This window comes from Streptomyces sp. Y7, assembly GCF_043195415.1.
Classification (GTDB): domain Bacteria; phylum Actinomycetota; class Actinomycetes; order Streptomycetales; family Streptomycetaceae; genus Streptomyces.
On record NZ_JBIDDQ010000023.1, the window covers coordinates 71,488 to 94,779 of the forward strand.

The following is a 23,292-nucleotide window of genomic DNA, read 5'->3' on the forward strand; positions in this document are numbered from 1 at the left end:
CGCGGGTCCGGTCAGCGCCTCCCGAGAACCCCGATGATGTCGGCCACCGCGCGCACCATCGCCTCCCGGCCCACGCTCAGGTACTTGCGTGAGTCGACCGCCTCGGGGTGGGCGGCGAGGAATGCGCGGATCGCGCCCGTCATGGCGATGTTGAGGGCCGTGCCGACGTTGACCTTGGCGATGCCGCCGGCGACGGCCGCGGTCAGCTCCTCGTCGGGGACGCCGGAGGAGCCGTGCAGGACGAGGGGGACGTCGAGGGCCGCGGCGAGGCGTTTGAGGAGTTCGTGGTCGAGGGTGGCGGTGCGGGTGGTCATGGCGTGCGAGCTGCCGATGGCGACCGCCAGGGCGTCGACGCCGGAGTCCGCGACGAAGGCGTGGGCCTCGGTGGGGTCGGTACGGGCGCCGGGCGCGTGGGCGTCCAGCGGCGGCTCGCCGTTCTTGCCGCCCAGGCGGCCCAACTCGGCCTCGATCCACAGCCCTTGGGCGTGCGCCCAGTCGACGGCCGCCTTCGTCGCGGCCAGGTTGTCCAGGTACGGCAGGCGGGCCCCGTCGTACATCACCGAGCTGAACCCGGCGTCCGGGGCCTGGCGCAGCAGGTCGTCGCTCTGGACGTGGTCGAGGTGCAGGGCGACGGGGACGCCGGCGCGTTCGGCGGCGGCGACGGCCGCGCGGGCCAGCGGCAGCAGCCGTCCGTAGCGGAACTTGACGGCGTTCTCGCTGACCTGGAGGACGACGGGCGAACTCGCCGTCTCCGCACCGGCGATGACGGCCTCGACATGCTCCAGGGTGATGACGTTGAACGCGGCGACGGCTGAACGGGCTGCGGCGGCACGGGTGATGAGCTCGCCGGTGGTCACGAGGGGCACGGCCTGTCCTTTCTCCTGTTCCTTTCTCGGCGGGGCAGGTCAGGGGGCGAGGATCACCGACCGGGTGAGATGACGCGGCCGATCCGGGTCGAGACCCCGGGCCGCGGCGACGGCGACCGCGAGCCGCTGGGCGCGGACCAGTTCGGCGAGGGGGTCCAGGCGCCCCTCGATCCACAGCCCGCCGGTCGCGCGCACCTGCTCGGCCAGCCCTTCGGGTGCCTCGCCGAACATCCAGGTGGCGGTGCCGCCGGTGGTGATGCTGATCGGGCCGTGGCGGTACTCCATGGCCGGGTACGCCTCGGTCCAGGACAGGGACGCCTCGCGCATCTTCAGCCCGGCCTCGTTCGCCAGCCCGACGGTCCAGCCGCGGCCGAGGAAGGTGAACTGCCCGCACTCCACGAGCCCTTCGGGCAGCTCGGCGGCGAGCGCGGTGCGCGCGTCGGCGACGGCGGTGTCCGCGTGCAGGCCGAGGTGGGCGCGGAGCAGGGTGAGGGCGGTGGTCGCGAAGCGGGTCTGCACGACGGAGCGTTCGTCGGCGTAGTCGAGGACGACGACGTCGTCGGCGGCGGCCATCACGGGGGTGTCCGGGTCCGCGGTGATCGCCGTGGTGGGCGTGCGCCCCTTCGACCGGGCCAGCAGGTCGAGGACCTCGGTGGTGGTGCCGGACCGGGTCAGGGCGAGGACCCGGTCGTACGTCCGCCCGGCCGGGAACTCCGACGCGGCGAAGGCGTCGGTCTCCCCCTGGCCCGCGCCCTCGCGCAGAGCGGCGAACGCCTGGGCCATGAAGTACGACGTCCCGCAGCCGACCACCGCGACCCGCTCCCCCGCCACCGGCAGCGCCCCGCCGAGGCCGGTCGCCTCGCTCGCGGCGCGTGCCCAGCACTCGGGCTGGCTGTTGAGCTCGTCCTCGACATGCGTCATGCCGCCGTCCTCCTGGCTTTCACGAACTGGCTTCCATGAACCTTCATGCTTTTTCTTGCAAGATATAGCGAGCTTTCGAGCAGAATCAAGCATTCGACGGTTTCGGGGGTGGGATAAGGTCGCCGCGAGGTCGAGGAACGCAGAGAAATGGAGGCTCGATGTCGCGCGACGCCCGCTGGAAGGCGCTGCTGGAGCTGCTCGTCGAGCGGGGCCGGCTGGACGTCGAGGAGGCGGCCGCCGAGCTGGAGGTGTCGTCCGCCACGATCCGCCGCGACTTCGACCAGTTGGCCGAGCAGCAGATGCTCGTGCGCACGCGGGGCGGCGCGGTCGTACACGGAGTGTCGTACGAACTGCCGCTGCGCTACAAGACCGCCCGGCACGCCTCCGAGAAGCAGCGTGTGGCCAAGGCGGTGGCCGACCTGATCGCGCCCGGTGAGGCCGTCGGGCTGACCGGCGGCACGACCACCACGGAAGTGGCCCGCGCCCTGGCCGTGCGCAGCGACCTGACGTCGGGCTCGCCCGCGCTGACCGTCGTCACGAACGCCCTCAACATCGCCAACGAGCTGGCCGTGCGCCCCCAGTTCAAGATCGTGGTCACCGGCGGGGTGGCGCGCCCGCAGTCGTACGAGCTCATCGGGCCGCTCGCGGACGGAGTGCTGGGCCAGATCACGATCGACGTGGCGGTGCTCGGTGTCGTCGCCTTCGACAGCGCCCACGGCGCCGCCGCGCACGACGAGGCGGAGGCCGCCATCAACCGGCTGCTGTGCGAACGCGCCGAGCGGGTGATCGTCGCGGCGGACTCCAGCAAGCTGGGCCGGCGCGCCTTCGCCCGGATCTGCCCGGCCGACGCGGTGGACACGCTGGTCACGGACACGGCGGCAGACCCGGAGACGCTGCGCCGCTTCGAGGAGGCGGGCCTGCGGGTCATCGTGGCCTGAGCCCCGGGCCCCTGATTTTGCCGCCCCGGCCCTCCCCCGGCCGATTCCGCCTACGCTGGGAGCGAGGCGCATGGCGGGCCAGGGAGGCTGCGATGAGCACTACTCCGATCGAGACGGGCACACCGGGGGCGTCGCGGTACGTGCCGATCGCCGATCACGGCCTGATCGGCGATCTGCGCAGCGTGGCCCTGGTGGGCATCGACGGCACGATCGACTGGTACTGCTGCCCGTCCTTCGACTCACCCAGCGTCTTCGCGGCGATCCTGGACGCCGAGCGGGGCGGCTGCTTCGAACTGGCCGCCGCCGTGCCGGCCCGGACCAAGCAGTTCTACTTCCCCGACACGAACGTCCTGATCACCCGGTTCTTCACCGAGGACGGTGTCGGCGAGGTGCAGGACTTCATGCCGGTCGACGCCGATTCGGCCGAGGCGGCGCGGCACCGGCTGATCCGGCGCGTGGTGTGCGTGCGCGGCTCGATCCCGTTCCACACGCGTGTCGCGCCCCGGTTCGACTACGGCACCCGCACCCACAGCGTCCGTATGGAGGGCGAGGTGGCGGTCTTCGAGTCGGAGGAGCTGTCGATCGGGCTGACCTCCACCGTGCCGCTGGAGATCGACGGGCCCGACGTGCACGCCGACTTCAAGCTCTCCCAGGGCGAGTCGGCCGTGCTGGCGCTGGACCAGATCGGCGGCGCTCTCGCGCTGAAGCGGTGCGCCCACTCCGAGGCCGAGAGGCAGTTCAACAGCACGGTGGCCTACTGGCGGAACTGGCTGTCCGCCTCCAAGTACCGGGGCCGCTGGCGGGAGATGGTGCACCGTTCCGCGCTGACCCTGAAGCTGCTCACCTACGCGCCCACCGGCGCCATCGTGGCGGCCCCGACGACGAGCCTGCCCGAGCAGCTCGGCGGCGAGCGCAACTGGGACTACCGGTACATGTGGGTGCGCGACGCCGCGTTCTGCGTGTACGCGATGCTGCGGCTCGGCTTCACGACGGAGGCCGAAGCCTTCATGAAGTTCCTCACCGACCACGTCAGCCGGGGCGACGGCTCACCCACAGGACCCTTGCAGATCATGTACGGCATCGACGGCCGCACCGATCTGCCCGAGCGTGAACTCGACCACCTGGAGGGCCATCTCGGCTCCGCTCCGGTGCGGGTCGGCAACGCCGCCTCCGACCAGCTCCAGCTCGACATCTACGGGGCGCTGATCGACTCGATCTACCTGTACGACAAGTGGGCGCAGCCCATCTCCAGCGGCCAGTGGGACAACGTCTGCGCGCTGGTGGAGTGGGTGTGCGAGAACTGGGACCAGCCCGACGAGGGCATCTGGGAGACCCGCGGCGGGCGCAAGAACTTCCTGTACTCGCGGCTGATGTGCTGGGTGGCGATCGAGCGCGGTATCCGCATGGCGAACCGGCGCGGTCTGCCCGCCGATCTGCCGCGCTGGCAGGAGTGCCGGGACAGGATCTACCGGCGGATCATGAGCCGGGGCTGGTCCGAGACGCGCAAGGCCTTCGTCCAGTGCGAGGACAGCGACGTCCTGGACGCGGCCGTACTGATGATGCCGATGGCGAAGTTCATCGCGCCCACCGACCCGAAGTGGCTGTCCACCCTCGACGCCCTCACCGAGGACCTGGTGTCCGACTCCCTGGTCTACCGCTACGACCCGGAGGCGAGCCCCGACGGACTGCGCGGCGACGAGGGCACGTTCTCCATCTGCTCGTTCTGGTACGTCGAGGCCATGGTCCGGGCCGGCCGGCTCGACGAGGCGCGGCTCGCCTTCGAGAAGATGCTGACGTACGCCAACCATCTGGGCCTGTACGCCGAGGAGATCAGTCACACCGGCGAGCAGCAGGGCAACTTCCCCCAGGCGTTCACGCATCTGTCCCTGATCAGTGCCGCCTTCAACCTGGACCGCGCCCTGGGATGAGGCGAGTTGACGCCCGTTATCGGCAAGACATCGAAGTTAGGTGAGGCTAACCTAAATAGGGTTCCCCCACTCGCCCGGAGGGCAACCCGAGATGACGCCTGGCTCGATCTTCCCGTACGTGATGCCGACCCCAGCGATGCTGCCCGACGACACCACGGGGTGGACCCTCGACCCGGAACGCGCGGCCCTGGTGGTCCTCAACCTGCAAAGACGCTTCGTACGCGTGCTGGCCGAGGAGGGCGCCCCGGTCGGCGAACTCCTCGCCAACACGGCCCGGTTGGTGGGCGCGGCCCATGCCGTGGGCATTCCGGTCATCCACTCGGTGCCGGCCGGGGAGCGCGGACCCGCCACCTATGTACGGCGGCCCGTGGCGCCCGCCGACCGGGACGGCGAGGAGTTCGCCGAGCAGGTCGAGCCGCGCACCGGGGACGCGGTGCTGACCGCGCGCAAGCACAGCGCGTTCGCCCGGACCCGGCTGGAGGGTCGGTTGCGCGACATGCGGCGGGATCAGGTCGTGATAGCGGGGCTGTTCGCGCGGGTCGGGGTGCTGATGACCGCCGCCGACGCCTGGGTGCGGGACCTGGAGCCGTTCGTCGTCGCGGACGCCGTCGCCGACGCGTCGGCGGGGAGCCACGGGTTCGCGCTGGAATGGGTGGCGGACACGTGTGGTGCGGTGACGTCCACGGACCGGGTTGCGGCGGTCTTCGGCCTCGCCGCGCCGGCGGCGGAAGCGGTCTGACCGGCTCGGACGGATGCAACGCCTCGGGCGGGCGGTGACGGCGGGGGCCCGAGCTCGACGGCGGCCTCGACCGCGCCGAGGCGAGCGGCCGCCCGGCCGAGCCCTCGGTCCGCCGGCGCACGGCCGGCAGCGGCGGACCGGGGACATCCGACTCCTCAGTGGCCGTGTGCCCCGGCCTCCTCGTCGTGCGCGGGTGCGTCCGGGGCGGCCGCCGCGCCGCCGGCTCGCACCGTGAACTCCGCGGTGTGGACCTGACCCTCGTGCCGGAAGTCGAGGAAGAGGCGGTAGGTGCCGCTGCTCGGCGCCGTGGCCGTGAACGAGATCCGCGGGCCGGGCTTCGTCCGTCCGTCGCCGGGTTCGCCGTTGGGGTGGACGTGCAGGTAGGCGAGATCGCCGGAGCGCAGGGCGACCAGGTGACCGTAGGCACCGAGGTAGGGCTGGAGGTTCGTCACCGGACGGCCGCCCCGGGAGACGCTCAGCTCGAGTTCGCCGGCCTTGCCCGGGCGCAGGCCGCCGTCCAGGCGGACCTCGTAGCCATGGACCCTCGCGGTGGTGTCCGGCGCCGGCATCCGCCGCGGCTCGAAGGAACCGGCGGCGGCCAGGTCCGCCCCGAGGGTGAGGTTCTCGGCGCCCTTCTCGGCCGGCGTGAAGTCGGCGAAGACGCGGTAGCCGCCCGCGCGGGGCAGCTCGACGGGGATGCTCCACGTGCCGTCGGCGGCGCGGGTGGGATGCAGATGGCGGTAGGTGACCAGGTCGCGTGAGGCGACGATGAGGTGCAACTCCTTCTCGTGCTCGCGCCGGTAGGCGGTGACCGCGCGACCGGCGCTGTCACGGATGGCGAAGCTCAGCTCGGAGCGCTTCCCCGCGGTGACGGCCGGGGTCCGCAGATCGAGGGTGTAGCCGCCCTCGGAGATCTGGAGCCCGCCCGCCGGCGGCGTTTCGTGCCCGCCGTGGCCTCCCGGCTCTCCCGGGTCGGGCGACGCCTCGCCGTGGCTCTCGTGACGGGCGGGCGCGGGGTCCTCCGCGACCGGGTCGACACCCTTGCCCACGCCGTAGGCGGTGCCGAAGGTCGCGGCCAGCGCGGCCGCGAACGCGGTGATCCTCAGTCCGGCATGCATGGCGGTCTCCTACGGGTCGGATCGTTCGCTACGGTCCTTCGATGCACCTCACCATACCCCTAGGGGGTATCAAGTCAACCCCGATCCGAGCTTGCGTCGCCTACCCCCTAGGGGTATACATGGACACCGGCAAGGATACCCCCACCCCGTATCGAGGTCGACCGTGACCGCGTATCCCAGGAGGAACCCCATGACCACCACCACCTACGCCGTCTCCGGTATGAGCTGCGCCCACTGCAAGGCCACGCTCACCAAGGTCATCGGCGAACTGGACGGCGTCACCGGGGTCGAGGTCGATCTCGCGGCCGGACAGGTCACCGTCACCAGCGCCACCGAGCCGGACGACGCCCTGATGGGCGAGGTCGTCGACGACGCCGGCTACGAGCTGACCGGCCGCGCCGCCTGACCCGCACCCCGTCCGCGGAGCCCCGTCGCACCGGGCTGCGCTCCCACCCCGCACGAGGAGCAGCGATGACCACCACCGCGTCCGACCCCACGACCGAGGTAGAACTCGCCATCGGCGGCATGACCTGCGCCTCGTGCGCGGCACGCATCGAGAAGAAGCTCAATCGCATGGACGGCGTGACGGCCACGGTCAACTACGCCACCGAGAAGGCCAGGGTCAGCTACGGCGGGGACGTCTCCGTCCCGGACCTGATCGCCACCGTCGAGGCGACCGGCTACACCGCGCGGGAGCCGTCGCCACCCGTCCCGGACGCGCCCGACGACACCGCCGGTGACGACGAGCTGCGGCCGCTGCGGCAGCGGTTGATCACGGCCGTGACGCTCGCCGTGCCCGTCGTCGCGATGGCGATGGTCCCGGCCCTCCAGTTCACGTACTGGCAGTGGCTGTCGCTGACCCTGGCGGCGCCCGTCGTCACGTATGCCGGATGGCCCTTCCACAAGGCGGCGTTCACCAATCTGCGGCATGGCGCGGCCACCATGGACACGTTGATCTCGGTCGGCACCTCCGCCGCGTTCCTGTGGTCCCTGTGGGCGCTGTTCCTCGGCACGGCGGGCGAGCCGGGCATGACGCATCCCTTCGAGCTGACCGTCTCCCGCGGTGACGGCTCCGGGAACATCTATCTGGAGGCGGCGGCCGGAGTCGTCGCGTTCATCCTCGCCGGCCGCTACTTCGAGGCGCGTTCCAAGCGCAAGGCGGGCGCGGCGCTGAAGGCGCTGCTGGAGCTGGGCGCGAAGGACGTCACGGTCCTCGGCGACGACGGCCACGAACGGACCGTCGCTGTCTCGGAGTTGAAGGTGGGCGACCGCTTCCTCGTGCGTCCCGGAGAGAAGATCGCCACCGACGGCGTGGTCGTCGAGGGCTCCTCGGCGGTGGACGCCTCGATGCTCACCGGCGAGTCCGTGCCGGTCGAGGTCGCCCAGGGCGACCCGGTCACCGGGGCGACGATCAACGCGGGCGGCCGGCTGGTCGTCGAGGCGAGCAGGGTCGGCGCCGACACCCAGCTCGCGAGGATGGCGAAGCTCGTGGAGGACGCGCAGAACGGGAAGGCCGCGGCGCAGCGGCTCGCCGACCGGATCTCCGCCGTCTTCGTACCGGTCGTGATCGCCCTCGCGCTGGCCACGCTGGGCTTCTGGCTCGGCAACGGCGCCGGACCGGCCGCGGCGTTCACCGCCGGGGTCGCCGTCCTCATCATCGCCTGCCCCTGCGCCCTGGGCCTGGCCACGCCGACCGCGCTGATGGTGGGCACCGGGCGGGGCGCGCAGCTCGGCATCCTGATCAAGGGCCCGGAGGTGCTGGAGTCCACCCGCACGGTCGACACCGTCGTCCTGGACAAGACGGGCACCGTGACCACCGGACGGATGACCCTGCTGGCCGTGCACACCGCCGACGACACGGACGAGGCCGAGGTGCTGCGCCTCGCGGGCGCGTTGGAGCACTCCTCGGAGCACCCGATCGCGCGCGCCGTGGCCGACGGGGCACTGGAGAAGCTGGGTTCGCTGCCCGCCCCCGAGGACTTCGCCAATGTGCCCGGCCTCGGGGTGCAGGGCATCGTCGACGGACACGCGGTGCTCGTGGGCCGGGAAGTCCTGCTGCGGGAGTGGGCGATGGAACTGCCCGAGGCCCTGCGGCAGGCCCGGTCCGCCGCCGAGTCGGCGGGCCGTACCGCCATCGCGGTCGCGTGGGACGGCGCGGCCCGGGCCGTGCTGGAGGTCGCCGACGCGGTGAAGGAGACCAGCCCCGAGGCGATCCGCCGGCTGCGCGCCCTCGGCCTCACGCCCGTCCTGCTGACCGGAGACAACCTGACCGTCGCCCGGTCCGTCGCCCGCGAGGTCGGCATCGCACCCGAGGACGTCATCGCCGAGGTGCTCCCGCAGGACAAGGCCGATGTCGTCAAGCGCCTCCAGGACGAGGGCCGTTCGGTCGCGATGGTGGGCGACGGCGTCAACGACGCGGCCGCCCTCGCCCAGGCGGACCTGGGGCTGGCGATGGGTACCGGGACGGACGCGGCGATCGAGGCCGGCGATCTCACCCTGGTGCGCGGTGACCTGCGGGTGGCGGCCGACGCGATCCGGCTGTCCCGCAGGACGCTCGGCACCATCCGGTCGAACCTGTTCTGGGCCTTCGCCTACAACGTCGCCGCTCTGCCGCTCGCCGCGGCCGGCCTGCTGAACCCGATGATCGCGGGGGCGGCCATGACCTTCTCGTCGGTGTTCGTGGTCGGCAACTCCCTGCGGCTGCGCTCGTTCCGGGCCGCGAACTGACGACCCACCATGAAGGGAGGAGGGCGCCGCACGAGCGGCGCCCTCTTTCGTTCCTCGGCCGAGGGGGCGACCGTCAGCCGAACGCCTTCACGGCCTGGTAGTACGTCCAGGCCGTGCTGTTGCACGCGGTCTTCGACGCACCGCTGTAGTTCGCGCACACACGCTTGAGGTCCTCGTAGAAGGCGCTGTCCAGACGCGACTTGTTGGCGTCGAACGCGCCGATGGCCTTGTAGTTGCGGTAGCCGAAGTCGTGGCGGGCGCAGGACGTGGAGAAGGGGAAGCCGAAGGGGTTGTCGGGCGAGGAGGAGCAGTAGTCGGTGGACCAGTCGAACCCGTACGCGGACCAGGCGGACTGGTTGTTGCGAGCGGAGACCCAGGCGTTGTAGCTGGACACGCTGGTCTGGGTCCAACTGGACAGGACCTGGGGCTTGTCGGCGGGGGCGGCGTCGGCGGCCGCCGCGGTGGCGACGACGGTCACGAGGGAGAGGGCTGAGGCGGCGAGACCGGTGGCGAGTCTGCGGTGCATTCCACACCTCCATGAGGCTGCGGCCCGCCCGTCGGGCCGCAGGTTCATGACAAGATGATTGACACCTGAACGGCCCTTTCACACCGCATGCGACCCAATGGGCCATTAACTCTTGGACATGCGAGGAGATCAGGGGATGAATTCGGCGTCGGCTCGACCCGCCCGGCGCCGACCGGGCGGGCATCCCGCCTACTCCCTCCGTGCGTCCACGGCGGTGAGCGCCAGGGCCAGCGGTCCCGGGGCGAGGAACGCCAGCGGCACCAGCATCCAGGCGCACAGGGCGGCGGTGGCCACCGCGAGCAGCACCAGGCCGCTGCCGCCCACGTCCCGCACCGCATCACGGGCGGCCCGGCGCAGAGCCTTCCGCCAGTCGGTGAGCGACTCGGGGCGGGCGCAGGCCCGCAGCCCGGCCACCACCGCGCACGCGCCGACGGCGGCGGCGACCACCGCGTAGGCGGGCCCGCCCGGCAGTCCCGCCCTCGCCAGCGCCAGATCCGCGGCCAGCAGCAGGACCCCAATCGGCGCGAGGGCACCCGCGGCGAGGTCGCCGGTGCGCAGCCGTCGCCGCAGCAGCGCGAAGTACCGCCCGGCGGTGGCCGGCCGGCCCTCACCGGCGCCGCGCAGCACCGCGCAGGCCGTCGAGAGTGCGGCGGGGGCGGTCAGCAGGGGCAGACAGGCCACTGCCGTGGCCAGGCCGACGCTCAGGACGTCGGCGAACAGCGTCATGCGCGGGCCGAACACCTCACCCGCCTCACGTGCCGGCATCCCGCTCACCCCTTCAGTCCGGAGCTGGCCATGCCCTCCACCAGGAAACGCTGGAAGGCGAGGAAGAACAGCACGATCGGCAGCAGCGCGATCACGGACAGCGCGAACATCGGGCCGAACGCCGAGGTGCTGGAGGCGTCGACGAACGACCGCAGGGCGAGGGTGAGCGTGAACTTGTCCGGGTCGAACAGGTAGATGAGCTGGGTGAAGAAGTCGTTCCACGTCCAGATGAAGGTGAAGATCGCCGTGGTGATCAGCGCGGGCCGGGTGAGCGGCAGCACCACCAGGAAGAAGCTGCGGAACGGGCCGCAGCCGTCGATCCGGGCGGCCTCCTCCAGTTCGCGCGGCAGACCGCGCATGAACTGCACGATCAGGAACACGAAGAAGGCCTCCGTCGCCAGGAACTTCGGCAGGATCAGCGGCCAGTAGGTGTTCACCAGGCCGAGCTGGTTGAAGATGATGTACTGCGGGATCAGCACCGCGTGGTGCGGCAGCATGATCGTGGCGATCATGAACGCGAACAGCGGTCCCCGGAACCGGAATCGCAGGCGCGCGAAGGCGTAGGCGGCGAGGGAGCAGCTGACGACGTTGCCGAGGACCGCGCCACCCGCGATCAGCAGCGAGTTGCCCAGCAGCCGCCAGATGGACACTTCGTTGACGCCGTCCAGGGCCGTGGAGTAGTTCGACCACTCCAGACGGCCGGGCAGCAGGTCGAGGCTCGCGATGACCTCGTCGGCGGGCTTGAGCGAGGTGGCCAGCAGCCAGGCCAGCGGGTACAGCATCACCAGCAGGGCGGCCAGACAGCCGAGGTGCAGGGCGATCCGGCCCCGGCGAACGGGCTTACGGGTGACGGCGGTCGCGGTCATCGGTCCCCCTCGGAGGCGTAGAAGACCCAGGAGCGTGAGGTGCGGAACAGCACCGCGGTGACGGCGCCGATCACGATCAGCAGCACCCAGGCCATGGCGGAGGCGTAGCCCATGTGGGAGGCGACGAAGCCGCGGTCGTAGAGGTAGAGCGTGTAGACGAGGGTCGAGTCGGCGGGGCCGCCCTTGCCGGCGCCGATCGCGAAGGCGGGCGTGAAGACCTGGAAGGCCTGGATGGTCTGGAGCACGAGGTTGAAGAACAGCACCGGGGACAGCATGGGGACGGTGACGGACAGGAACTGCCGCCATGTACCGGCCCCGTCGACGGCCGCCGCCTCGTACAGCTCGGCCGGGATCTGCTGGAGTCCGGCGAGGAAGATGACCATGGGGGCGCCGAACTGCCAGACCGTCAGCAGTGCGACGGCCAGGAGCGCCCAGCCGGGCCGGTTCACCCAGCCGCCGGTGCCGAACAGGTTGTCCACCGTGCCGCCGTCGTTGAAGACCGCGCGCCAGACGAGGGCGATGGACATCGACGCGCCGAGCAGCGAGGGGGCGTAGAACGCCGACCGGTAGAAGGCCTTTCCGCGCCTCATGGGCTTCAGGGCGAGCGCGACGACGAGAGCGAGCGCGAGCTGCAGCGGCACGGCGATGACGACGTACGTCAGGGTGGTCACCACCGACCGCCAGTAGCGGGGGTCCTCGGTGAACATCTGGACGTAGTTGCGCAGGCCCACCCAGCGCGGCGGGTTGAACAGGTCGTAGTCGGTGAACGACAGGTACAGCGACACGGCCATCGGCAGCAGGGTCAGGACGACCGCGCCGAGCACCCAGGGGGACAGGAACACCCAGGCGGGGCCCTGCCGTTCGCGCCGGGGACGACGCTTCGAGGTGACGGCGGGCCGGGGGCGCGCGGGCATCGTGGTGGTGGTCATGACCGCAGCTCCGCCTTCGCCTCGGTGACGTAGTTCTCGGCCGCCTCGCGGGGCGACATGCGCTCGTACGACACCTGGTCGTAGTCGCGCTGGAAGGTGGTCTGCAGGGCGTTGTCGCCCGAGGGCGGAGCCTGCGGCGGGGCCTTGAGGGTGCCCTCCAGGGAGTTCTGGTAGGCGGCGATCGTCCTGTCGAAGTCCTTGAGCCGCGGCTCGGTCTCCTTGCGGACGGAGTCGTTGACGGGGATGCCCCGGGTGGCGCCGAGGACCTTCGCGGCTCGGGGGTCGTTGATGAGGAAGTCGACAAGCCGGGCCGCCTCCTTCGGGTGGCCGGTGCCCGCGCCGACGCCGAGGAACATCGACGGCTTGAAGTACTGGCCGGGGGTGCCGTCCTCGCCGGAGGGCATCGGCGCCAGCGCGACGCCGCCCGGTATGAGGGCGAGGTAACCGCTCGCCGGCGCGTCCCAGTTGGCGTCGGTCAGGGACTCGCCGCGGCCGAGCGGGGTGTTCTCGACGGAACCGTCGAGCTGGGTGGTCTGCTCGGCGGGCGAGACGACGCCCTCGCGCCTGAGCTCGTCGGTGAAGGTCCACCAGCGGGTCAGGTCACCGGCGGTGAAGCCGAGTCCGCCCTCCTTGGTGTAGAGGGACTTCCCCCGGCCGCGCAGCCAGACCTCGAAGCAGTCCTCGCTCTGGCCGGGGTCGGTGGCACCGGGCTTGCCGGTCCGCTCGGCCAGGGCCCGCATGGTGTCGGCCCATTCGCTCCAGGTCCAGCTCCCGTCCGGGAGCGGTACGCCGGTCTCCTTCCACGCCTTGACGTCGTAGGCGATCGTCTCGGTGCCGCGGCCCTGCGGGACGGCGTACTGCGTGCCGTCGAGCCGGCCGGTGGCGAGGAGGCCCGCGTCGATGTCGCCGGTGCGCAGTACGGCCTTCTGCTCACCGAGGTCGAGCAGGACGCCGCCGGAGGCGTACTGGTCGATCTGCCGGTAGTCGAGCTGCATCACGTCGGGGGCGTCGCCGCCCGCGGCCTGGGTGGCGAGTTTCTGTTTGTAGGCGTCGTAGGCCGAGAACGACGTCTGCACCTGGATGTCGGGGTGCTGTTTCTCGAACAGGGCGAGGGCCTGTTCGGTGCGCTCCGCGCGGTCGGGGTTGCCCCACCACGTGTAGCGCAGCACGACCTTGCCGCCGCCGACCGACTCCCCGGATCCTGAGCAGCCCACCGGCATGGCGCAGAGCGCCAGTGCCGCGGCCGAAGCGCAGAACCCCTTTGTCCTGTGTCCGGGCATGCCGAGGTCACCTCTCTTCTCCTCGGGCTCTTCTTGACGGCCCCACTCTGCCCCCCTGAGCGAGTGGTGCTAGGCGCCGCGGTACGGCAGCGTCGTCCCCGGCAGGTTGTACTCGTCGCGGCGGCCGCACATCCCGAACCCGCCGAGCCTGGTGGGCCCTGCCTCGTGCGCGGTGGCGTCCCCGAGATAGGCCGGCTCGCCCGCCTCCAGCGCGTCGAGCTGGGCGCCGGTGCGCTCGGCCGCCGCCCGCGCTCCGGCTTTCCACAGCTCGCGCCAGTCGGCCGCCTTCGCCCGCACCAGGCGGGCCGCGGAGCGCTGGAACTCCAGGTACGGGCCGTTGTCCCCGGCGGTGAGCGCCTCGCGCAGGACCAGGTAGCCCTCGACGGCGAGGTCTCTGCGGCGCCGGGCGGCCTCGGCGGTCTCCGGGCCCGTGCCGGGCGGCAGTACGGCGGCGGCCGCGTACTTCCCGGGGTCGGCGAGCACCTCGGGCGGGAAGGTGAAGACGGCGTCCCCGGCCTCGGGCAGGCCGCTGTTCTGCATCAGCACGGTGATCCGCAGATCGCCGCCCTGGACCATACGGTGGACGGTCCCGGGCGTGAACCAGGCGACCGAGCCCGGCTCCAGGGGGATGTCCCGGTAGCCGTCGGGGCTCAGGGTCTGGACGGCACCCCGGCCGCCGGTGACGACGTACGCCTCGGTGCACACCAGATGCAGATGCGGACTGCCGCCGCACACGCCGTCGGCGGCCTCCCAGTCGTAGGCGCTGAGGTGGGACAGACCGACGGCGCCCGGCAGTGGATGCGGCAGGTGCGGCTTCACCACGGCATTCCCTCCAGGTGTGCGGCCACCCGTTCCCGGTCCCAGGCCCCGTCGGCGAACACCACCCGGTACCGGTACGCGAAGGACTCGCCCGGTGGCAGCTCGAACTCCTCGAAGAACGCCCAGGAGAACGCGACCGTGGGGATCGGTTCGGAGCGCACGAACCAGTGCGACTCGTGCCGGGCCCGAAGGTTCTCCGGAGCGTGCGCGAACACCAGCGTGGAGTGTCCGTCGACGTCGTCGTGCTCGGTGGTGAAGGCGAGCCACGGACCCTGGCTGCCCATCAGTTTGTCGGCGTCCGCGTCGGATTCCGGCGCGAATGCGGTCCCGCCGGTGAAGTCGCGCGGGCCGCGCCACTGGAGCCCGGTGTATCCGGCCAGCTCCCGGCCCTCGGTGGTCGGGGACCCGAACCGCAGGGGCTCGGCACGGGTGTTGGTGAGCCGGATCGACCAGTCCAGGGCCCAGGCGCCGGCCTCCTCGTCCACCGAGTGCACGGTCAGCCCGCGCAGCTCGCGCGCCCATTCCTCGCCGCCGTGCTCGACCCAGGTGAGTTCCTCGGCGACGGTCAGCCGGTCGTCCTCGACGGCGAACACCGGGAAGCCGTCGTGGCGCATCGAGCCGACCCGCTCGGGCAGCCGCAGGTAACCCTCGCCGTGCACATAGCAGTTGCCGCCCCAGAAGTTCTGGCCGGACAGATGGCTCGCCGTCATCTGCAGGCCCTTGTGCCAGCGGTGGTCGCTCGGCCGGTAGCCGGTCACCGTGTGTCCGGCGAGAGTCCGTACGGGGTGGGCGTAGGGCTTGCGGGACTCGAAGGCCTCCGGGTCGGGGCGGTAGACGTAGCGGAGGATCTCGGTGCCGTTCGGTGCCGTCACCGCGATGTGGTCGCCGTGCGCGTGGGTGACGCGGATGCTCATGCGCGCTCCTTGGGGGCCCAGTGGGGGTGGTCTCCGTGCATGGCCGGGTAGAACGGGTCGCCGGGTGCGATCTCGCCCGCGTGCACCGGGTGCCCGGTGAACGCGGCCTTGTAGAGGGCGGCGGCGAAGTCGAGGGTGGCCCGGGCGTCCGGACCGCTGCCGGGCGGCCGGACACCGTTGTCGCGGGCGTCGAGGACGGCGCCGAGCTGTGCGGTGTGCGAACTGGGCACGTCCGCGGCCGGGGTGCGCCAGGCGGTGGCCCGCTCGGCGGGCACGTGCGGGGCCGGGGTGTAGACCCAGTCGTCGTTGCGGTGGCCGTACAGGTGGGTGAGCTCGACCGTCGCGTCCGCGCAGTCGATGCGGATGCGGCTGACCTCGTGCGGGGACAGCACGCTGTTGACGACGGTGGCGAGGGCGCCGTTCTCGAACCGCACGAGGGCCGTGGAGACGTCCTCGCTCTCGGTGTCGTGGACCAGGCGCGTGGCCATGGCGCGCATCTCCGCCCAGGGTCCGAGCAGGTGCAGCAGCAGGTCGAACTGGTGGATGCCGTGCCCCATCGTCGGCCCGCCGCCCTCGCTGCCCCAGCGTCCGCGCCACGGCACCGCGTAGTACGCGGCGTCGCGGTGCCAGGTCGTCTGGCAGTGCGCGACCAGCGGGGCGCCCAGCTCACCGCTCGCGATCAGCTCCCGTGCGTGCACGGCGCCGGAGCCGTAGCGGTGCTGGAACACCACCGACGCGTACGCGCCCGACGCCTCCTCGGCCGCCGCGATGGCGTCGTACTCGGCCAGCGACAGGCACAGCGGCTTCTCGCACAGCACCCAGGCGCCCGCCTCCAGCGCGGCGATCGTCTGTTCCCGGTGCAGGGAGGGCGGGGTGCCGATCAGGACGAGGTCGGGCCGTACGGCGTCCAGCATGGCGTCGGTCGAGGTGTACCCGGCGACCTGCTCGCCCGCGAGCTCCCGGAAGGCGGCCAGCCGCGCCGGGTCCACGTCGACGGCGGCGACCAGCTCCGCCCGGTCGGCATGGGATCTCAGCGCGGGCAGGTGACTGCCGCTGACGATGGCGCCGGTGCCGATCACGGCGACGCGGCGGCGGGCGGAGCTTGGGGACATGCGGTATCTCCTCGGACGGCCGGCGGACAGCCCGCTTCAGAAAGCGCTTGCACTTCGAGGGCGACCCTAGGCAGGGACGGAATGTAAGGACAACCCCTCTGCGGCGACGGGAGTGAAGCCGAACCCGTTCGGCGCGGCCCACGCTCCGCACGCTCCCCTGTCCGACCCTCACTCAAACGGGCGAAGATCGTCGAGGGCCGGGCCTCACGTGGCGCTTCAACTCGGCTTCGGGCAGGCGGCGTTGACAGGGTGCGGCATCCGCGTCACCGTGATGACTCGTCGCGCCCGGGAGGTCACCCATGGCAGCAGCCGGCACCGACACCGATCTGGTCGCACGTGTACGAGCGCTCGGGCCGCTCCTGCGTGAGCAGGCGCCGCGCACCGAGCGGGAGCGGCGGGTGGTGCCCGAGGTCGCCGCGGCGCTGACGGGCGCCGGGATCCACCGGATGAACGTCCCCCGGCGGTACGGCGGTTACCAGAGCGGGCTGCGCACCCAGGTCGACGCGGTGGCCGCGATCGCCGAGTCGTGCGGCTCGACCGCGTTCAAGACCGTGATCCAGGCCGGCTGCTCCTACATCGCCGCGCTCTTCCCCGACGAGGCGCAGGACGAGATCTTCACCGGCCCCGACGTGAAGGTCGGCGGCACCCTCGTCCCCGACGCGACGGCGGTCCGCACGGACGGCGGCTACCTCGTCAACGGCACTTCGGGCTTCGCGACGGGCTGCCACGACGCCGACTGGCATCTGCTGACGGTCCGGGTGGAGCCGGAGTCCGGCGAGGGACCGCCCGAGACGCTGTGGACCGCGGTACCGATGGCCGAGCTGGAGATCCTCGACGACTGGTACGTGTCGGGGCTGGCCGGCACCGGCAGCGACAGCGTGCTCGCCCGGGATGTTTTCGTCCCGGCCCACCGGGTGCTGCCCATCGGGCCGTTGCTCGCGGGCGTGTTCCCGTCGAAGTCCAACGCCGACGATCCCTTCTACCGGATGCCCGTCCTGCTGCTGTTCTGCGTCTGGACGGCGCCCAACGCGCTCGGTCTGGCCCGCTCGGCCCTGGCGGAGTTCACCGAACGCAGCCATCGACGGGGCATCACCTACACCTTCCACCGGCGGCAGAACGAGGCGACGGTCACCCATCTCCAGGCGGCCGAGGCGGCCATGAAGATCTCCTGCGCCGAACTGCTCACCGCCGAATTCGTCTCCGTCATCGAGTCACGGGCGACGTCCGGTGAGCCGTACACGCCCGAGGAGCGGACCAGGATCCGGGCGCAGAGCGGCTATGCGGCGCGGCTGTGCAAGGAGGCGGTGGACCTGCTCGCCTCGGCCTCCGGGGCGTCGTCGCTGCACCGGGACGTGCCCATCCAGCGGACCGTGCGGGACGCGCACGCGCTGAGCCTGCACTCGTTCGTCAATCCCGCCACCAGTCTGGAGATACACGGCCGGGTCCTGTCCGGGCTCGACCCGGGCACGCCCTTCGTGTAGTGCGCCGGCGCGGTCAGCCCTTGGCGAGGAAGCGCCGCAGCCGGGTCAGTGGCCAGGCGTTGATCACGTCGTCCTTGGTGAGCCAGCCGCGCTGCGCCGTGCCCACGCCGTAGCGCAGGTTGGCCAGGTGGACGACGGCGTGGGCGTCGCTGTCCACGGCGAACTTCACGCCGTGCCGACGGGCCCGCAGGATGTCCTCGTCGCGCAGGTCGAGCCGGTCCGGGTGGGAGTTGATCTCCAGGGCGGTGCCGGTGCGGGCGCAGGCCGCGAACACCGCGTCGAGGTCGACGTCGATGGCGGGGCGCTTGCCGATGAGGCGGGTCGTGGGGTGGCCGATGATGTGCACGTGCGGGTTCTCGCAGGCCCTGACGATGCGCCGGGTCAGCGCCTCGCGGTCCTGGTTGAAGTGCGAGTGCACCGACGCCACGCACAGGTCGAAGCCGGCGAGGAAGTCGGCCGGCCAGTCCACCTCGCCGTCGGGGCCGATGTTCAGCTCCGCGCCGTGCAGCACGCGCATACCGCCGCGCCCGCCCCGTCTGCCGTACTCCCGGTCGAGTGCGCGGACACGTTCGCGCTGGGCGAGGATCCGTTCGTCGGTCATCCGCTGCATGGCCATGTCGGGGCCGTGGTCGGTGACCGCGTAGTAGGAGTAGCCGCGTTCGGCGGCCGCGGCGACCATCTCCTCCAGCGGAGCGAGCCCGTCGGTGAGGTCGGTGTGGGTGTGCAGGTCGCCGCGGATGTCCTTCTCCTGGATCAGCTCGGGCAGCTCCCCGCGCAGCCCGGCGTCGATCTCGCCGCGGTCCTCACGCAGCGTGGGCGGGATCCACGGCAGACCGAGGCGGGCGTAGACGTCCTCCTCGGTCCTGGAGACGATCTTCTCTCCGGTCTCGGTGTCGAAGAGTCCGTACTCGGACAGCTTGAGCTTCTGGTGGACGGCCATCTCCCGGGTGCGGATGTTGTGCGCCTTCGACCCGGTGAAGTACTGCATGGCCGCGCCCCACGAATCCGGCGGTACGACACGCAGGTCGACCTGGAGTCCCTTGGTGGTGCGCACCGACGTCTTCTTCTCCCCGTGCGCGATGACCTCCGAGACGTACGGCAGTTCGGTGAAGGCCCGCATGACGGGCGCCGCCTTCTTCGCCGCGACCAGGATGTCGATGTCGCCGATCGTCTCGCGGGCGCGGCGCAGCGATCCGGCGTAGGCGCACCGCTCACAGCCCGTCACCTGCGACATCTCGGCCACGATGTCCTCGGCGAGGCTCATCGCGACGTCGATCAGGACCCGGTCGCCGGACGACCGGAGCAGCCCGATGCCGTGCAGGATGTTCTCCTCGGTCTTCGGCCCGAAGCCCTTCAGGTCGCGCAGCCGCTCCTCGTGGATGGCGTCGGCGAGTTCCTCGGTGGTGGAGATGCCGAGTTCCTCGTAGAGGACGAGGGCCTTCTTCGGGCCGAGCGTGGGGATCGCGGTGAGCTGCCGGACGCCTGCCGGGATCTTCGAACGCAGTTCCTCGACGGCGGACACGCTGCCTTCGGCGAAGTACTCGACGACCTTCTCGGCGATCGACTTGCCGACGTTGGGGATCTCCTTGAGGCCCTTCACGTCGAGCGTGGAGACATCGGCGTGGTGACCGCCGATCGCCCGGGCGGCCTTCTCGTAGACGCGCACCTTGAACGCGTCTCCGCCGGTGATCGAGATCAGGTCCGCGTACTCCTGGAGCAGTGCGGCGACCTCGTCGTTGGACCGTGCCACGCCTCCAGGGTAGGCACGGGAGGGCCGGCCGGACGAGCCCGGCCGGGCCGACCGTGTCGCCGCGCTACTGGCCCAGGGGCGTGGGCGGAGTGGCCGTGGAGTCGGGTTCGGGCAGCTGGGCCGCCATCGGCGGGTGGGCCGGGGTCGCCCGCTCCTTCGTCAGCGCGTTGATGATCCTGCGGGCCGCCAGGGGGTCGGCCGGCAGGGTGTGGGAGGCGAACCAGCGGGCGGCGGCGGGCGACGGGGACGGTTCGACGAACTCGGCTCCGGCGTAGTCGTCGAGCGGCGGGTCGTAGATGTAGCCCGCGACCACGCCGTGGCTCACCAGGCGCTCCACGAGGGCGTCGCGGTCGTGCACCAGGAGCGGGACCCGGAAGAGGGAGGGCGGGCCCTCCTGCGCGGTCCCCTCGCGCAGCGCCGGCGTGGCCCAGGTGGTGCCGGACAGCACCGAGACACCGGCCCTGCGGCGGGCCAGGTCGCCGTCGAGCAGCGCCATCCGCAGTTCCAGCTGTCCGCGCACCAGGGCCCCGTGGCGGGAGCGGAAGCCGTGCAGGTCGACGCGGACCCAGGGTTCGTACGCGCTCAGGCTGGGTGCGTGGCGGGCGCTGCCGGCGAGGCGGGGCGCGTGCAGCGCCATGCGGAAGTCGTCGCGTTCCAGCAGGCCGAGGCGCTGCATGGTGCGCCACACGGGGCGCACCAGGCGGAAGGTGCGGACGGCGGACCGTGCCAGCGGGCGCAGCGTGGTGGCGAGGTCCTCGCGCAGCCGGCGCGGGGCGAGCAGGTCGTCGCGCAGCAACTCCAGCTCGCGGCGGGCGCGGGCGTCGTCGACGGCGAGGAAGCCGCCCGCCATCGCCGCGACGTGCTTGGACAGGCTGAACGCCGCGGCCGTCCCGAAGGTGCCGATCGGCTGCCCGTCCACGTGCGTGCCGATCGCGTGCGCCACGTCCTCGATCAGGGGGATGCCCAACTGGTCGCAGCGGCGCCGCAGTTCGACGACGCGGTCGGGCAGGCCGTACAGGTTGGTGGTCAGGACCGCGTCGATGCCGCGCCAGGTGGACTCCGGTACGGCGGCCGGGTCGATGTTGCCGTCCCACTGGGACACGGGGGCTTGTACCGGGCGCAGTCCGGCGGCGAGGACGACGAAGAGGATCACGTCGTCGTTCACCGGGGACATCAGCACCCGTCCGCCCGGCCGGCACCAGCGCCGCAGCGCCAGGTACAGGGCCAGTCGGGCCGAGGGCGTGTAGACGCATTCGCGTCCGATGCGCCGTGTCATCATCGCGGCGAGCCGCGATCCGTACGGCATGGTCACCTCTTCCGTGGAAGGGTCCGACGAAGGGTCGCCCGGAGCGGGCCGTGCGCACTCCCGAACGTCGTTCGAGGCCGCCGCGCGAGGGGTACGGGAACGCACGGAGCCACGGGTACGACGCCGACGGGCGCGCGTGACGTGCGGCGGGGTGGGTTCAGCGGGCGCGGGCTCCCGCGCCCGGCGGCTGGGCCGGGCCGGAGGTGCGCAGCGTGCCGACGGTCTTCAGCAGCCGGTCGGCGGGCTCCCGCAGCCGGGGGTGGGCCAGGACGGTGTTGCGCAGTCCGCGCACCGGTCTGCGCCACATCCGGTGGGCCGCCGCCACCGGGTGCGGACGCACCGCGAACCCCTCCGCCACCCGCAGCTCACGGGTCTTCAGCCAGTCCTTGTACTCCTTCTCGCCGCGCCCGAAGTCCATGAGCGTCACGCCGTCCCGGCCCGCGGCCTGAGCCAGCCTCAGGTGCATCATCAGTCCGGGCGAGTAGTAGCCGAACTCGGGGTCGTACGCGGTGAACCAGGCCGCGAACACCGAGCGCGACCTCGGCCCGAAGTGCGCGGCGACGGGCCGGTCACCGGCGTACACGACGGACAGGATGCCGGTGAAGTGCTCCTCGCGGACCTGGAAGAGGTGCTCGACGAGGTCGACGATCCAGGGTCTGGAGAACCGGTCCATCCGTCCGGTCCTGCGGTACTGGGCGGACTTCCAGCGCATCAGGGTACGCAGCACCCGCGGGTCGCGCTCGTCGTACACGAAGCGCACCTCGCCCGCGTCCCGCCCGAGGCGCCGCTCCTTCTTCAGCGTCGTCTTGGCCAGCCCCGGGTACGTGGCGCGCAGCCACTCGGGATAGCCGTCCTCGCCGGGCTTCAGGTCGAGGACGGGTGAGGCGAACGTGCCCGTGACGTACGGGCCGAACGGCTGCTGTTCCTCGACGAGGTGATCGAACTCGAAGACGGACAGCCCGCACACCTTCAGCAGTTCGCGGGTGTCCCAGGTGACCCCGGGCCGGTGCACGAGGGCCTGGCAGTCGGACAGTCCGAGGCCGATGGCCCGGCCGACGCCGTAGGCGTTGCGCTCGTACGGGAAGAAGCCGACGGCCTCCCCGCCCTCGTGCAGGACCGCCACGCGCGCCCCTTTGCGGTACCTGCCGACCCCCAGCGCGAACTCCGGTGCCAGGAACGGGTTGGCGTAGTCGGGCGATTCCTCCATCGCCCGGTGCCACGCCCGGCGCAGCTGCTCGTTCAGCTCCTCGGGTCTGTGAATCGTGATGGCGCTCGTGGACCGCATGGCGACCGCTCCCCCCAATGCCCCCCAAGTCGCGCTTTTCAGCGCGTCGCCACAGTGTCCCCCATGTCGAACTTTGTGGCGAGGCTCAAACGTCGCGAAACAGTACGCACGCTGTCAAGGTGCCTGATGAATCCTTTAGCAGTGCTTTGGTGACCGGGGGGCGCCGACCGGTCAGCGGATCGCGACGAGCACGTGGCTGTCGCCGTACTGCCACACCGCGCCGACATGCCGGAACCCCGCCCGGCGCAGCAGTCGTTCATGCGCGGACACCGGCAGGTGCGCCGCGCAGCCGGTGCCGGAGGCCGGCTGCCGGCGCCGGCGCTCCGTGAGCAGGTCGGTCAGTTCGGGGTCCTCCGCCACGGCCGTCCACCAGGAGTCCCAGTCCTCGTGCGCCAGGACCCGCCCGCGTTCGGCGTGCCGGCGGCCGACGCATCCGGCGAGCGCGGCGAGCGCGGTGTCGTCGTGCGGGAAGTGGTCGCCGTTGACGAGGACGCCGCCGGGCCGCAGCAGGGCCGCGAGCTGCCGGTAGAGGCGGTGCAGGGCGTCCGGGCCGAGGTAGTGCAGAGCCGTCGTCGACACGGCGGCGTCCAGCGGGCGCTCCAGGTTCAGGGCGCGCGTCCAGCCCTCCTCACCGATGACCGCGTCGACGTAGCGGGCGGCGTCCGCGTGGTGGGTGCGGGCGAGCTCCAGCAGCAGCGGGTCCCTGTCGACGCCCATGATGTCCGCGAACGGCAGCCGGCGCGCCAGCCGGGCCGCCAGCGAGCCGGGTCCGCAGCCGAGGTCGACGACGAGCGGCCTGGTGGTATGCCCCGCCACGGTCTGCTCGACGACATCGGCGATCACCGTGAAACGCTCCTCGCGGTCCACGGCGTACCGCTGTTGCTGGAGTTCCCAGCGGTGCACCCATCGCTCCGCCGTCGCCAGGCTCAGCCCCATCCGGTCGTGCCACCTCGCCGTCTCGCACCCGACTCACCCTGTCGGCGCGACCTTACAGGTGGAAACGGTTCCCATTACGCCGGACG

General features: G+C 71.8%; 21 protein-coding genes. 6 read left to right on the forward strand and 15 right to left on the reverse strand.

The annotated features are described in order from the left end of the window. Positions 1 to 11: 11 nt before the first annotated feature. Together ACGFW6_RS35905 and ACGFW6_RS35910 are read right to left on the reverse strand one after the other, a co-directional pair. Entirely contained in the window at positions 12 to 866 is an 855-nt protein-coding gene (locus tag ACGFW6_RS35905; protein ID WP_393519695.1) for a ketose-bisphosphate aldolase, read from the reverse strand. 39 nt (positions 867 to 905) lie between these two features. Then, a complete protein-coding gene (locus tag ACGFW6_RS35910; protein ID WP_393519698.1) occupies positions 906 to 1,787 on the reverse strand; it encodes an SIS domain-containing protein in 882 nt (293 codons plus the stop codon). 158 nt (positions 1,788 to 1,945) lie between these two features. On the opposite strand from ACGFW6_RS35910, the gene ACGFW6_RS35915 reads away from it, so the two are divergent. From ACGFW6_RS35915 to ACGFW6_RS35925, 3 genes are all read left to right on the forward strand, one after another. After that, the gene (locus ACGFW6_RS35915) at positions 1,946 to 2,725 is read left to right on the forward strand and encodes a DeoR/GlpR family DNA-binding transcription regulator (protein ID WP_393519701.1); all 780 of its coding nucleotides are present in this window, start codon (positions 1,946 to 1,948) and stop codon (positions 2,723 to 2,725) included. Positions 2,726 to 2,817: 92 nt separating this feature from the next. Further along, the gene (locus tag ACGFW6_RS35920; protein WP_393519704.1) at positions 2,818 to 4,653 is read left to right on the forward strand and encodes a glycoside hydrolase family 15 protein; all 1,836 of its coding nucleotides are present in this window, start codon (positions 2,818 to 2,820) and stop codon (positions 4,651 to 4,653) included. Positions 4,654 to 4,744: 91 nt separating this feature from the next. Next, the gene (locus tag ACGFW6_RS35925) at positions 4,745 to 5,392 is read left to right on the forward strand and encodes an isochorismatase family protein (RefSeq protein WP_393519707.1); all 648 of its coding nucleotides are present in this window, start codon (positions 4,745 to 4,747) and stop codon (positions 5,390 to 5,392) included. A 155-nt stretch (positions 5,393 to 5,547) separates the two neighbouring features. On the opposite strand, the gene ACGFW6_RS35930 is transcribed toward ACGFW6_RS35925, so the two are convergent. After that, positions 5,548 to 6,510 (reverse strand): hypothetical protein, encoded by a 963-nt coding sequence (locus tag ACGFW6_RS35930; protein WP_393519710.1) that lies wholly within the window; start codon positions 6,508 to 6,510, stop codon positions 5,548 to 5,550. Between the two features lie 190 nt (positions 6,511 to 6,700). On the opposite strand from ACGFW6_RS35930, the gene ACGFW6_RS35935 reads away from it, so the two are divergent. Both ACGFW6_RS35935 and ACGFW6_RS35940 read left to right on the forward strand, forming a co-directional pair. Then, entirely contained in the window at positions 6,701 to 6,916 is a 216-nt protein-coding gene (locus tag ACGFW6_RS35935; protein ID WP_393519713.1) for a heavy-metal-associated domain-containing protein, read from the forward strand. A gap of 65 nt (positions 6,917 to 6,981) precedes the next feature. Continuing rightward, positions 6,982 to 9,237 carry a heavy metal translocating P-type ATPase gene (locus tag ACGFW6_RS35940; RefSeq protein ID WP_393519716.1) on the forward strand — a complete coding sequence of 752 codons (2,256 nt, stop codon included), beginning with the start codon at positions 6,982 to 6,984 and terminating at the stop codon, positions 9,235 to 9,237. A 73-nt stretch (positions 9,238 to 9,310) separates the two neighbouring features. Here the strand turns inward: ACGFW6_RS35940 and ACGFW6_RS35945 are convergent, their stop codons facing one another. The 8 genes from ACGFW6_RS35945 to ACGFW6_RS35980 all read right to left on the reverse strand — a co-directional run bounded on the left by ACGFW6_RS35945 (position 9,311) and on the right by ACGFW6_RS35980 (position 16,448). Next, a complete protein-coding gene (locus tag ACGFW6_RS35945) occupies positions 9,311 to 9,763 on the reverse strand; it encodes a phospholipase (RefSeq protein WP_393519719.1) in 453 nt (150 codons plus the stop codon). Positions 9,764 to 9,952: 189 nt separating this feature from the next. Further along, a complete protein-coding gene (locus ACGFW6_RS35950; RefSeq protein WP_393519722.1) occupies positions 9,953 to 10,528 on the reverse strand; it encodes a hypothetical protein in 576 nt (191 codons plus the stop codon). A 5-nt stretch (positions 10,529 to 10,533) separates the two neighbouring features. Then, positions 10,534 to 11,394 (reverse strand): carbohydrate ABC transporter permease, encoded by an 861-nt coding sequence (locus ACGFW6_RS35955; RefSeq protein WP_393519725.1) that lies wholly within the window; start codon positions 11,392 to 11,394, stop codon positions 10,534 to 10,536. After that, positions 11,391 to 12,323 (reverse strand): carbohydrate ABC transporter permease, encoded by a 933-nt coding sequence (locus ACGFW6_RS35960; RefSeq protein WP_393519728.1) that lies wholly within the window; start codon positions 12,321 to 12,323, stop codon positions 11,391 to 11,393. The genes ACGFW6_RS35955 and ACGFW6_RS35960 overlap by 4 nt, the downstream gene beginning before the upstream one ends. After that, on the reverse strand, positions 12,320 to 13,603 hold the full coding sequence (locus tag ACGFW6_RS35965) for an ABC transporter substrate-binding protein (RefSeq protein WP_393519731.1): 1,284 nt from the start codon (positions 13,601 to 13,603) through the stop codon (positions 12,320 to 12,322). Before ACGFW6_RS35965 ends, ACGFW6_RS35960 begins: the two co-directional genes overlap by 4 nt. Before the next feature lie 69 nt (positions 13,604 to 13,672). Then, positions 13,673 to 14,425 carry a cupin gene (locus ACGFW6_RS35970; protein ID WP_393519734.1) on the reverse strand — a complete coding sequence of 251 codons (753 nt, stop codon included), beginning with the start codon at positions 14,423 to 14,425 and terminating at the stop codon, positions 13,673 to 13,675. Beyond that, positions 14,419 to 15,336: a PmoA family protein gene (locus ACGFW6_RS35975; protein ID WP_393519737.1), complete on the reverse strand. Its 918-nt coding sequence runs from the start codon at positions 15,334 to 15,336 to the stop codon at positions 14,419 to 14,421. Before ACGFW6_RS35975 ends, ACGFW6_RS35970 begins: the two co-directional genes overlap by 7 nt. Next, positions 15,333 to 16,448 (reverse strand): Gfo/Idh/MocA family protein, encoded by a 1,116-nt coding sequence (locus ACGFW6_RS35980; protein WP_393519740.1) that lies wholly within the window; start codon positions 16,446 to 16,448, stop codon positions 15,333 to 15,335. The genes ACGFW6_RS35975 and ACGFW6_RS35980 overlap by 4 nt, the downstream gene beginning before the upstream one ends. Before the next feature lie 299 nt (positions 16,449 to 16,747). Between ACGFW6_RS35980 and ACGFW6_RS35985 the strand changes: the two genes are divergently transcribed. Next, positions 16,748 to 17,929, forward strand: coding sequence for a flavin-dependent monooxygenase (locus ACGFW6_RS35985; RefSeq protein WP_393519743.1), 1,182 nt, complete (start codon positions 16,748 to 16,750; stop codon positions 17,927 to 17,929). Positions 17,930 to 17,942: 13 nt separating this feature from the next. Here ACGFW6_RS35985 and polX read toward each other — a convergent pair whose 3' ends face one another. From polX to ACGFW6_RS36005, 4 genes are all read right to left on the reverse strand, one after another. Further along, complete coding sequence (polX, locus tag ACGFW6_RS35990) at positions 17,943 to 19,679, reverse strand: DNA polymerase/3'-5' exonuclease PolX (RefSeq protein ID WP_393519746.1); 1,737 nt, start codon at positions 19,677 to 19,679, stop codon at positions 17,943 to 17,945. Positions 19,680 to 19,743: 64 nt separating this feature from the next. Beyond that, entirely contained in the window at positions 19,744 to 20,985 is a 1,242-nt protein-coding gene (locus ACGFW6_RS35995; RefSeq protein ID WP_393519748.1) for a DegT/DnrJ/EryC1/StrS family aminotransferase, read from the reverse strand. A gap of 157 nt (positions 20,986 to 21,142) precedes the next feature. Then, positions 21,143 to 22,270 (reverse strand): GNAT family N-acetyltransferase, encoded by a 1,128-nt coding sequence (locus tag ACGFW6_RS36000; RefSeq protein WP_393519750.1) that lies wholly within the window; start codon positions 22,268 to 22,270, stop codon positions 21,143 to 21,145. 171 nt (positions 22,271 to 22,441) lie between these two features. Beyond that, positions 22,442 to 23,206 (reverse strand): class I SAM-dependent methyltransferase, encoded by a 765-nt coding sequence (locus tag ACGFW6_RS36005; protein WP_393519752.1) that lies wholly within the window; start codon positions 23,204 to 23,206, stop codon positions 22,442 to 22,444. Positions 23,207 to 23,292 lie beyond the last annotated feature (86 nt).